The sequence below is a fragment of the Streptomyces sp. NPDC054841 genome, from assembly GCF_053611045.1.
In genome coordinates, this window is sequence record NZ_JBSGZO010000297.1 from 1 (window position 1) to 10,930 (window position 10,930).

The following is a 10,930-nucleotide window of genomic DNA, read 5'->3' on the forward strand; positions in this document are numbered from 1 at the left end:
TCGGGCGGCCGGCCGCCGGGGCCGTGCCGCCACCCGCGCGGGCTGCGGCGTGTGGGTCGCAGGTGGTTCTGAAATCTTTTCCGGGGTCTTTTCCAGCCGTGCGGGGCAGGCGAGGAGAAGAGCTTCCCGCGGTACGCGGTACCTTCGGGCCGCGGCGTCGAGCAGCGGTGAGCGGCGCAGGCGGCGGTTCAGCGGTACACCGGTAGCAGAGACAGAGAGCGGAGACAGGCGTGAGCGTCAGGACGACCGAGGGGGCCGACCCGTTCGGGACGGCGCGGCTGCGGCGTGGGGTGCTCGACGCGTGGGGGGCCAGTCCCGCCCGCTTCCGGGAGGACGCCAACGCCGAGGAGGACCTCGCGCTCGGCGGCTACCGCGACCGTGTCGTCGTCGAGCTCGCCCAGAACGCCGCGGACGCCGCCGCCCGCGCCGAAGTGCAGGGGCGGCTGCGGCTGACCCTGCGGCCCGGCCGGGGTACGGAGCCCGCCGTGCTGGTGGCGGCGAACACCGGCGCGCCGCTGGACGCCGCAGGTGTCGAGTCGCTCTCCACCCTGCGGGCCTCGGCCAAGCGCGAGCACGACCAGGGCGCCGTGGGCCGGTTCGGCGTCGGCTTCGCCGCGGTCCTCGCCGTCAGTGACGAGCCCGCCGTCGTCGGCCGGCACGGCGGGGTCAGGTGGTCGCTCGCGGAGGCCCGCGAGCTCGCCCAGCAGACCGCGCAGGCCAGCCCCGGCCTCGGCGACGAGCTGCGCCGCCGCGACGGCCACGTACCGCTGCTGCGGCTGCCGCTGCCCGCCGAGGGCACCGCCCCCGACGGCTACGACACCGTCGTGATCCTGCCACTGCGCGACGGCACCGCCGAGGACCTGATCGAGCGGCTGCTCGCCGGGATCGACGACGCCCTGCTGCTCACCCTGCCCGGCCTGGGCGAAGTGGTCGTGGAGACCCCGGAAGGGGTACGGACGCTGCGCCGTTCGGAGCACGGCCCGTACGTCCACGTCGACGACACCGCGCGCGGCGTCAACCGCTGGCGGGTCGTCAGCCGCCACGGGGCGATCGAGCCCGCGCTGCTCGCCGGCCGGCCGGTCGAGGAGCGGCTGCGGCCGCACTGGGCGGTGACCTGGGCCGTGCCCGTGGACGGGGAGGGCCTGCCGGCCTATCCGGCGACCGCGCCGGTCGTCCACGCCCCCACCCCGACGGACGAACCTCTCGGCGTACCCGCGCTGCTCATCGCCACGCTGCCGCTGGACACCGCCCGAAGGCACCCGGCCCCCGGCCCGCTCACCGACTTCCTGGTGCGGCGCGCGGCGGAGGCGTACGCCGAACTCCTCGGCGACTGGCAGCCCGTCAGCACCGGCACCATCGACCTGGTGCCCGGCCCGCTCGGCAAGGGCGAACTGGACGGCGCGCTGCGCGCGGCGATTCTGGAGCTGCTGCCCCGGATCGCGTTCCTCGCCCCGGCCGCGCCGTCCGAGGACCTGGTCGCGCTGCGGCCGCTGGAGGCCGAGGTCGTGGAGGGCGCGGGCGCCGACACCGTACGCGTCATGGCGGAGGTGCTGCCGACGTTGCTGCCCGCCGGGTTGGAGCGCCGGGTCGAGCTGCGCACCCTCGGGGTCGCGCGCGTCCCGCTGACCGAGGCGGTCGACCGGCTCGCCGGGATCGAGCGCGACCCGTCGTGGTGGTGGCGGCTGTACGACAGCCTCGCGGGTGTCGACCCCGAGCGGTTGTCGGGACTGCCGGTGCCGCTGGCGGGCCCGGGCGAGGAAGAGGAACCCCGGCGGACCCCCCGTACCACCATCGGCCCCCGCCAGGTCCTGCTGCCGACGCCCGAAACCCCTGCCGGGCTGGCCCGGTTCGGGCTGAAGGTCGCCCACCCGGACGCCGCCCACCCCCTCCTGGAGAAGCTGGGCGCGCTGCCCGCGACCCCGCGCGCGGTGCTGACGACACCGCAGGTGCGGGCCGCCGTCGCGGCGTCGATGGAGGACGGCGACGGGATGTGGGACGAGGACGCGCCGGACAGCGAGGAGCTGGCGGAGATCGTCCTCTCACTGGTCCGGGACGCGGACCTGGAGCCGGGGGACGAGCCCTGGCTGGGTGCGCTCGCGCTGCCCGACGAGGACGGCGAGCCGGCACCCGCGGGTGAACTCGTCCTGCCCGGCAGCCCGTTCGCGTCCGTCATGCGTGAGGGTGAACTCGCCCTCGTCGACGCCGAACTGGCCGAGCGCTGGGGCGAACAGCCGCTCGCCGCCTGCGGGGTGCTGGCGAACTTCGCGCTCGTACGTGCCACCGATGTCGTCCTCGACCCCGACGAACTGGAGCCCCGCGACGGGGACTTCGCCGAGCCCGACGACGCCGGACTCCTCGACGCGGTCGACGTGTGGTGCGAGGACGTGCTGGACCGGCTGCCGGACACCCCGGTACCGCCGGTCGCGACCGAGATCGTCGCCGTACGCGATCTGGACCTGGTCGACGACGACCACTGGCCGCAGGCGCTCGCGCTGCTCGCACAGCCGCCGCTGCGGGACGCGCTCACGCAGACCGTGCGGGTGCTGCTGCCGGACGGTACGACGGAGACCGTGCGCCCGTACACGGCCTGGTGGCTGCGCGACCACCCGGTGCTGGGCGGGCGCCGCCCGGCGGGCCTGCGGGCGTCCGGCGGGGACCCGCTGCTGGTCGGCCTGTACGACTCCGCGGACGCGACCGGCTTCGAGGACGAGCAGGTGCTGCACGCCCTGGGCGTGCGGACGTCCGTCGCCGCGCTCCTCGGCGAGCCGGGCGGCGCGGCCGAGCTGCTGGGCCGGCTCGCCGACCCGGACCGCCCGGTGACCGCGTCCCAGCTGCACGCCCTCTACACGGCGCTGGCCGATCTGGACCCGGAGCAGGTGACGCTCCCGGACGAGCTGCGCGCGGTCGTCGACGGCGAGGTGCGGGTCGTTGACGCCTCGGACGCGCTGGTCGCGGACGCCCCCGATCTGCTCCCGCTGACCACGAACCGCCCGCTGCTGCCGGTCGCCCCGGACCGGGCGGCGGACCTGGCCGAGCTGTTCCAGGTGGGGCGGCTCAGCGAGGCGGTCGATGCCGAGGTGACGACGGTCGGCGAGGAGCACGACGTACCCCCGTCGGTGCACGCGCTCCTCGGCCCCTCGACCCCTGCCTCGTACGTGGAGCACGAGGAGCTGCTGGCGGGCGGCGTCGAACTCGACTGGCGCCGGACGCCCGACGGCGTCATCCACGCCGCCACCCTGGAGGGCGTCGCGGCGGGCCTGGCCTGGGCGGCCGGCCAGTGGCCGCGCCGCTTCGAGGTCGCGGCGCTGCTGGAGGACCCGTCGCGGACGGAGGAACTGGCGCGGGACCGCTGGTTCGACTGAACGGTGCGGGTGCGCCCGCGGCGGGCCCGCGCGACGGAACCGCATGTCGGGTGCAGCCCCACTCCGCCCCTTCCCGAGTGGACGAGCGCCAGGACGGCGAATAGCCCCGGCCAGCACGCGGGTGACGTGCCGACTGGGGCTTCTCGCGGCTCAACGGTTCACGTGCCGGGTGTCCTCCCAGTGCCCCCAGCGCGGGAATGAGACGGGGGGCGAACTCACCCAGCGTGGCACCGCTGAGAAAGTCGGTCCGCTCGCCCGCCGTGAACTCGACCGTCTCACCGGTCGTCGAGTTACGGACAGCCACCTTGCCGGCCACGTAGTGCGCCGACGGCCCGCCTCCATGAGGAAGGGGAACGTCCGTCACGTCCTGGTGGTCACCGTAGAAAGGTCTGCTGCCACTCCACAGAGGTCATGCTCAGCGCAGCTTCGGCGAGGGCCTGAGCGGACGCGGTCTTGAGCTTGGACAAGCTGCTGTCGATCCAGCCTTGGACGTTCGAGCATCCCTGTTCGCGGTACTCGACAGCCTGTACGAGGCATTCGAGCTTGTCGGCGTCGTGGGCGCAGATCACTTCGAGTGAGTCGCCGTTCTCGTATTCGTCGACGACGCGCTGTACGCCAGCGCGTACGGCCGGGTGCGCGTCGGCAAGCTGGTCTGCGGTGACCTTCTCGTTCGATGCGGCGTCGAGGTAGCGGCGACCGATGTGCGGGATATCGCTGACCCGGGTCTCTTGAGTGTCGTGGAACAGGCACAGGAGCGCGACCTTTGCCGGGTCCGCGCCCTCCATCATCGCGAGGACGGACCCGATAATGCCGGTTCGGAAGGAGTGCTCCGCGATGGTCTCGGGGTCCTTCACGCCCGCGATCCACCAGCCGGAGCGCTTCGCCCTCTTCAGCATCCCCATTTCCAGCAGGAAGCCGGCGGTGCCCTTCGCCTGCTCGGTCGTCGTCTCGTCGGCCATGTCGTGCCCTCCGGGGTTCAGTGGTGATCGCGTAGAACGTAGTGCACGGTGCTGAGTTCAGTCCTGGCCCGGGAGGAAATCCGGCCCTCGTCCAGAAGGAGCGCGGTGCGATCGGTGAGTTCAGCCGCGATGTCCGGAGCAGCCTGCTGGAGCCATCTATGGGCCGTCAGGAGCGCCCACAGGGTATGTGCGTACAGGTCGACGTATCCGGGGGCCTGGTGGAGGCCTCGGACCATGTGCCGAAGGAGCGTGACGGGGTCCCAGCCGGTCAGGGCTCGATCGGTCATGAACTGGTCGTCGGCCTGCGGCCCGTTGGCCGCGCCGAGCCAGTACGCCCAGTAGTTCAGGTTCGCAGCCTCCGCGGCGTCGTCGTCAGCCGTGGCCCGGTCGATGAAGTCGAGCAGCGGTCGGGGGTCTCCCTGGCGAGCGAGGGCGGTTGCGGTAGAGCGTGCCTCTGCCCAATGGGGTGACCATCCGCGCGTTATGAGGGCGTCGCGCCGGGCGTGGAGAGCGTGCGCGGTCCAGGAGACGGCCGCGGGGCTCTTGTCGTAGGAGGTGAGATAGAGCGCCTGGCGCCTTAGGAGTGCGTGCCGGTCTCCGCCGCCGGCGGATGCCTCCACCACGGTCCGCAGGTGTTCGAAGAAGGCCGCGCGTTCTGCGGTGGGAAGCGTCGGGGCTGTGGCTACCGGGCCACGTCGTGTGGGCATGGCCAGGGCGCGGAACGCGGGCGGTCTGGTGCCGTTGACAGCCCACGCGATCATGTGGGCTGTAGCCCTGGTGTGTACCCATCCGGCGAGGGGGTGAAGGTCGGGCCTGGCCTGGGCGGCCGGCCAGTGGCCACGCCGCTTCGAGGTCGCGGCGCTGCTGGAGGACCCGTCGCGCACGGAGGAACTGGCGCGCACGGAGGAACTGGCGCGGGACCGCTGGTTCGACTGACGGGACGGCTCAATGAAGAGGGGCGGTCTCGGTGACCGCCCCTCATTGTTCGTTCGTGCGCGGCTGGTTAGACGGATAATCCGGTCCGCTTCGCCATTCGCAACAGCTCCGGCCGACTGCGCTGATGCATGACGAAGAGGACCCGCAACACCTCGCGGCTCATCGGATGAATCTCGGCCATCTGCGGTGCAACGTCGAAAGCCAACTTGAGGGCCTGCTCGGCGCCTTCCAGGTCCTTCATGGCGAGCCGGGCGCGCGCAAGGTCGATATAGAACCGGCCGACACGGTTTGGCTTGAGCCCTGTCGGCGGTTGATTGACCAGCGGGGTGGCCATCTCCACGGCCTTGTCGGGCTGTTTCAGCTCGATGTGCGCCGCGAGCTCGTAGAGGGCAGTGTTGCCCTCCCCGAAGGTCAAGTTGTGCATGAGCGCGTCGCGCGGAAGTTGTGAGGCCAGACGCTTTGCGTGCCGAAGATGCGCCATCGTGGCGTTCTTGTCCTCGTGGCGAGATGCAAGGACAACCCCACGAAGGTGGAGGGAACCCAGCACTATCACGGACTCGGACCCATTGGCCCGTGCGCCCTCGTAATGCCTGATGGCTCGCTCGATGATCGCCAGCCCGTCATCGTAAGCACCGGCACTCTGATACGTACCGGCCTCGTTCCAGGCCGCCGCAGCTTCTGCAGCGGGATTCCATGTGCGCTGCGCCGCCCACTGCTGCCGCGACACGATCATGTCCGCGAGGTCGGGCTGGGCCAGACGGTGCGCCACGGCATAGGCACATCCGTACAGGTCCGACACTTGGCCCCAGGCCACGGCGTCACCACCGGCGTCGAGGGCGGTGGCCGTGGCTTGCCCGAGGAGCGTCGGGAGTTCTCGGAGAAGTTCGAGGTATTTCGTATCGGCTCGGAGCTGAGCAGCCTTCTCAAGTCGCTCAGCGAGTCGTCCGGGTGACGGGGTGTCCTCTTTGGGCAAGGTGTGCCGCCGTACCGCCCCGCGGAGTTCGTTGAGCAGATCGGCTTGCTCGGACGGGTCGGTGAAGGGCTGTCCGTTGATCCGTGCAGTGGTGACGTGCAACGCTCTGGCAGCGCCCGCAACGACAGGTGGCGTAGCGGGGCGAAGTCCGGTCTCGATCTTGCTCAGGTATGAGACCGTGATCCCCATTTGGCGCGCGAGCTTGGCTTGGCCGATCCCGCGCGCTTTGCGTAGTACCGCGATGTTCTCACCGGCGGCGGGCGTGCTCTCCATAGCCTCACTCTTCCACGTCGAGGAAGCCCACACCCTCAACTGAACCTTGGCCAACGCTACTTGTGCAAGATCTGTGTGAACTGATCTTGAGATTGCGCAGTTGACTGGTTACAGACAGCGAGCCGATGAGGGAGGTCTCCGTGAGGAACACCGTCTCGGAGAACAGGACCACGACGGAGCTCGAAGCGGGCCAGGACGCCGCTGACAAGTTGGCGCTGGCGCTCAGGGACGCCGGCTTCACGCTCCCCAGCCTCAGCGGAACCTACCCCGTGAACGATACGCCGATGGTCCAGCTCGGATGCGCGAGGGCGGATGTGATCGCCCGACTCGCCGAATGGATCGAGGAGCGGGCGTGACGCGGGCGGTGAGCACTCCAGCGAGAGAAGCCGAGGAGACCTCACCCCGCATGTGGATACGGGTCTATACGAGGAGCACCAGTGGGCAGCGTCGGGAGATCAAGCCGCGCATCGACGTGGACGACACGATCGACCTGGGCATCACGGCGAATCCGACACTGTTCCCGGCCTGCGAATGCCGCATCCATCGGAAGCAGTCGCAGTGAACGGCTCAGCGGTACATCCGCGGACCAGTCCGCCGGCACCCTCCCAGTCCTCGGACGGACTGGCCTGGGATATCGGTATGTGCTGGCTGTACTGCCGCCGTGCTGGGATCCCTGTTATCTGGATCGGACCAGCGCAGTTTGATGGGATGCATGCGCCCATGCACGGATGCGCCGACTGCATCGCGGAGTTGAGCCACATGATCCAGCACTACGTCTTCAGCAAGGACAGCCCCCAGATTCCCGTCTCCACGAGATGACTCGAACTCGGTTCCCCCGCCAGGTAATGAGCCTCGTGGAGGCGGGTCGCAAGCCCCGCCCCAGCCGCCTGGCCATCCCCCGAGACGGGCAGGTCCGGCGGCCGAGGCGGGATCGTAGGACCAGCACGACGCAAGCCAATCACTCATAGCAGCACGGAGGACAACATGAGCGGACGGCACGGCGGAGGCCAGGGCAGCGGCCAGGGTGGAAGCCAGCAGGACGACAGCAACTCCGGCAACAAGCACGGCGGAGGCGGTTCCGACGAGGGCGGCAAAACCAACGACGGCCAGCGTCCGGCGGACGGCAAGTAGATGGTCCCCGAGACGATGGTAGAAGTCGGCCCGGACGCGCTGGCCCGCGAACTTACTGACAAGGGCGCACTCACCTCCGACTGGTTTCCGGCCTTCAATGCCGTGCCCCGAGACCGGTTTGTTCCGGATTCGATCTGGCCGGGTCGCGCCGGAATGAACCGCCAGGACGACCGCGTGGTCCGGTCGGAGAGCCCCGGCATGTGGTGGAAGGCGGTCTACTCCGACGCGCCGATCACGACGCAGTGGGACGACGGCGCGTACACGGGTCCTGGGAAGGGGCGAACTCCCACGTCGTCGTCCTCGATGCCCACGATGGTGTTCTCGATGCTCGACGCCCTCAGCGTCGAGCCGGGAAGCCGGGTCTTGGAGATCGGCACCGGAACAGGGTGGAACGCAGCTCTCCTCTGCCATCGGCTCGGGGATCAGAACGTCGTTACCGTCGAAGTCGACCCTTCCCTCGCCAAGGAGGCTCGAAGCCGGCTCTTCGCCGCCGACTTCGCCCCCGAAGTGGTCATCGGTGATGGATCGGTCGGCTACGGCAAGCGCAGCCCGTACGACCGGATCATCGCCACAGCCTCGGTGGGCACCGTCCCCTCCCAGTGGATCGGGCAGCTACGCCCAGGGGCAATCATCGTCACGCCGTGGGGGCCGGTGTACGGCGGGGAGGCAGTCGCCCGTCTCGTCGTGGACGAAGCGGGCCTGGCGAGCGGGCGGTTCATCGGCTCGTCTGCGTTCATGCGGCTTCGGCAACAGCGGAAGAGCCTGCCGCCCACGGACCGGTTTCTCGACCCGGCACAGTGGCCGCTCGACGCCGCGAGGTCGAAGACAGCCCTGTCGCCCGACGACGTAGGTGATTGGATCTGCATGTTCGCCATCGGCGTGCAGGTGCCGGACCTCTACTGCCGCGTCACCTGGGGCGAGAGCGGCTCCTACCGCCTGTGGCTGTTCGACACGGGCGTCACGAGCTGGGCCACTGCGGACTACGCGAAGGACCGCACGGAGTTCGAGGTTGCCCAGGCCGGGCAGCGGAAGCTCTGGGATGAACTCGAGGGCGCCTACTGGTGGTGGCACCAGCAGGACCGACCCGACTTCGAACGCTTCGGCCTCACGACCCGGGGCGGGCCCACCTACGAGGTGTGGCTCGACGAGCCGGCCAACCCCGTCCCTGTGCGCCAGGGCGGGTAACCAGACCCCCGTCCTGGCCGCTTTCCTTCGACAGTTGACGACCAGGACGGGTCAGCAAGGGCAGTGCACCATTCGATCGCACAGAAGGAGTGACACACATGAGCCCCATGAAGACCGTACCGGCCGAGACGGCTGCCGTGGAACGAATCGACCTGTCCGCCATCGTGGCGGCCGTCAAGGAGGACTCGACGGAGCTGACGACCAGCGTGCAGGCGTCCGTCCAGCGGTCCCAGGAGGACGCCAACAGCTGCATGATGGGCGGCTGGACCTCCTGACCGCCTGCCTGAAGCGCTGACGTTCTGGCGTGTGCCCGTAGCGGTCCTCCGCCGCTCCGGGCACACGTCCCATCAACGGAGAGGTCTCTCATGCACTTCATGAACATCGGCCACACCTACGAGAACGTGGCCCGGCTGATCCATGCCGTGACCGGCGAGTACCCGGACGCCGAGGGCCTGCACGGGGCCTACAGGGCAGCCATCTCGAACCCGCAACTTCGCCCCATGCCGCCCCAGGCCGAGGGGATTGCCACCTCCTACGAGGATGGCGCGTGGGCGAAATTCTGCACCGACAACGGCATCTTCGAGCGCATCTTCAAGGACGCCGGTCCCACGGACGGACCGACGCGGGAGGGCTGGGAAACCAAGGTCAGTGAGGCCCTCGACATCATCCAGGAGATCAGCCCCGGCCTCCGCCGCATGGTCGATCTGCTGGTCACCGACCTCGTGATCCTCAACAGCGGCGCGGACGGAGGCGGCTCCGCCTCGCACATCCCGGGCGTGGTGGTCATGAGCCCCGGAGCGGCGTGGGAGGTTCTCGACTACGCGATGTGTCTCGTCCACGAGAGCATGCACCTCAATCTCTTCGTGGGCGACAAGGTGTACGGGACTTTCGCCCTCCCGTCCACCGATCTGGAGGCCGACGAGCGCTTGGCGCTGTCCGCCGTGAAGATCGGCCAGAAGCGCCCCCTCGACAAGGCGTTCCACGCCGCGATCGTGACGGTCCCGTTGATGTTCATGCAGCACCGGCGCGGCGTGACGACCCTCGTGGATCTCTACACCGAGTCGCTGCGCGACGCCTGCCAGGACCTGAAGAAGCAGCGCCCGTTCTTCACCCAGTACGGCTTGGTGCTGCTCGACGAGTTGTCCGAGTTCGCCGCGAGCATCGACTTCGAGCACACGGCCCGTGCGATCTCCAGCCCGAGGTACGCCGGGTACAAGCCGTCCGTCGCTGCCTGACGCGGACTACGGCTCGAACGAGATTCCCGCTTCCCGTGCAAGGCTCAGGGCCAGCTCCATCGACCCTGGGCCTTGCACGGTTGCCCCCTTGAGGCTCGCCGCCCCGCCGACGTCGATGAGTGTGCAATTCTCGAACCGCACAACGCCGACTTTCACGTTGGCGAATTGCGCCCCGGTCAAGTCACAGTTCTCGAATTTCACGTTGTGCATCTCGGTCGACTGAAGGTCGACTCCGACCATCTTGCAGTCGCTGAATACGGCACTGTAGAGCTTCGTGTGTCGAAGCATCGCGGGAGCGGTGATACACCCCTCGAAGCGCACGTCCCGAAAAGTACCGTGCTTCCATGACGAGCCTGTAATGCGGCTTCCGCTAACGGTGCACCGGATGAAAGAAACATCCTGTGCACTCACCTCGGCGAAGTCGCACGTGTTGAACTGCGAGTCGCTGAACTGGCTTCTGAGCAGGTGCGTTCCATTGAAGCGAGAGTTCTCGAACACGCACCCCTCAGCCTCTACGGCCTCGATGCCAAGGCCGACGAAAGGCGTGCCGTCGTACCTGACACCCTTAACAATGGCATCCTCTTCCAGGCTGTCTCTCGGCATCTCTGCTGGGCGCAGAGAAATCGGCACCCTCGGCGCTGTGGGATTCTTGATGCGCGCAATCCGGCCGCCTTGCCGAGTGACCTGGGCCATGTGGGGTCGATCCATTCTCGGAGTCGAGTGAATTCTGTGCCGCAGGCGTGAGTCAACCTCTCGACAGCGGCGCGGAGAGACTCCAGAGTCTAAGGGCTGTCCCGTAATCCCCGGTGGATCAGCGCGCGGCGTCAGATGCGGTGCATCGCAAGGCGGAGGGTCGTCCTCATACTGGGCGTATTC

General features: G+C 69.1%; 11 protein-coding genes. 7 read left to right on the plus strand and 4 right to left on the minus strand.

Annotated elements, in window-relative coordinates:
- The first annotated feature begins 230 nt into the window (after positions 1-230).
- Positions 231-3,362, plus strand: coding sequence for a sacsin N-terminal ATP-binding-like domain-containing protein (locus ACWGI8_RS30155; RefSeq protein WP_453665671.1), 3,132 nt, complete (start codon positions 231-233; stop codon positions 3,360-3,362).
- A 374-nt stretch (positions 3,363-3,736) separates the two neighbouring features.
- Here the strand turns inward: ACWGI8_RS30155 and ACWGI8_RS30160 are convergent, their stop codons facing one another.
- From ACWGI8_RS30160 to ACWGI8_RS30170, 3 genes are all read right to left on the minus strand, one after another.
- Complete coding sequence (locus tag ACWGI8_RS30160) at positions 3,737-4,321, minus strand: HD domain-containing protein (protein WP_453665673.1); 585 nt, start codon at positions 4,319-4,321, stop codon at positions 3,737-3,739.
- Between the two features lie 17 nt (positions 4,322-4,338).
- On the minus strand, positions 4,339-5,082 hold the full coding sequence (locus tag ACWGI8_RS30165) for a hypothetical protein (protein WP_453665675.1): 744 nt from the start codon (positions 5,080-5,082) through the stop codon (positions 4,339-4,341).
- Positions 5,083-5,324: 242 nt separating this feature from the next.
- A complete protein-coding gene (locus ACWGI8_RS30170; RefSeq protein ID WP_453665676.1) occupies positions 5,325-6,503 on the minus strand; it encodes a helix-turn-helix domain-containing protein in 1,179 nt (392 codons plus the stop codon).
- 140 nt (positions 6,504-6,643) lie between these two features.
- Between ACWGI8_RS30170 and ACWGI8_RS30175 the strand changes: the two genes are divergently transcribed.
- The 6 genes from ACWGI8_RS30175 (at position 6,644) to ACWGI8_RS30200 (ending at position 10,054) form a co-directional block, all read left to right on the plus strand.
- Positions 6,644-6,859: a hypothetical protein gene (locus ACWGI8_RS30175; RefSeq protein ID WP_453665678.1), complete on the plus strand. Its 216-nt coding sequence runs from the start codon at positions 6,644-6,646 to the stop codon at positions 6,857-6,859.
- Complete coding sequence (locus tag ACWGI8_RS30180) at positions 6,856-7,065, plus strand: hypothetical protein (protein WP_453665679.1); 210 nt, start codon at positions 6,856-6,858, stop codon at positions 7,063-7,065. Before ACWGI8_RS30175 ends, ACWGI8_RS30180 begins: the two co-directional genes overlap by 4 nt.
- A 422-nt stretch (positions 7,066-7,487) precedes the next feature.
- Positions 7,488-7,634 carry a hypothetical protein gene (locus ACWGI8_RS30185; protein WP_453665681.1) on the plus strand — a complete coding sequence of 49 codons (147 nt, stop codon included), beginning with the start codon at positions 7,488-7,490 and terminating at the stop codon, positions 7,632-7,634.
- Positions 7,635-7,787: 153 nt separating this feature from the next.
- Positions 7,788-8,819 carry a methyltransferase domain-containing protein gene (locus tag ACWGI8_RS30190; RefSeq protein ID WP_453665682.1) on the plus strand — a complete coding sequence of 344 codons (1,032 nt, stop codon included), beginning with the start codon at positions 7,788-7,790 and terminating at the stop codon, positions 8,817-8,819.
- Between the two features lie 98 nt (positions 8,820-8,917).
- Positions 8,918-9,094 carry a hypothetical protein gene (locus ACWGI8_RS30195; protein ID WP_453665684.1) on the plus strand — a complete coding sequence of 59 codons (177 nt, stop codon included), beginning with the start codon at positions 8,918-8,920 and terminating at the stop codon, positions 9,092-9,094.
- Positions 9,095-9,184: 90 nt separating this feature from the next.
- Complete coding sequence (locus tag ACWGI8_RS30200) at positions 9,185-10,054, plus strand: aKG-HExxH-type peptide beta-hydroxylase (protein ID WP_453665685.1); 870 nt, start codon at positions 9,185-9,187, stop codon at positions 10,052-10,054.
- 6 nt (positions 10,055-10,060) lie between these two features.
- Here ACWGI8_RS30200 and ACWGI8_RS30205 read toward each other — a convergent pair whose 3' ends face one another.
- On the minus strand, positions 10,061-10,747 hold the full coding sequence (locus ACWGI8_RS30205; protein ID WP_453665687.1) for a pentapeptide repeat-containing protein: 687 nt from the start codon (positions 10,745-10,747) through the stop codon (positions 10,061-10,063).
- Positions 10,748-10,930 lie beyond the last annotated feature (183 nt).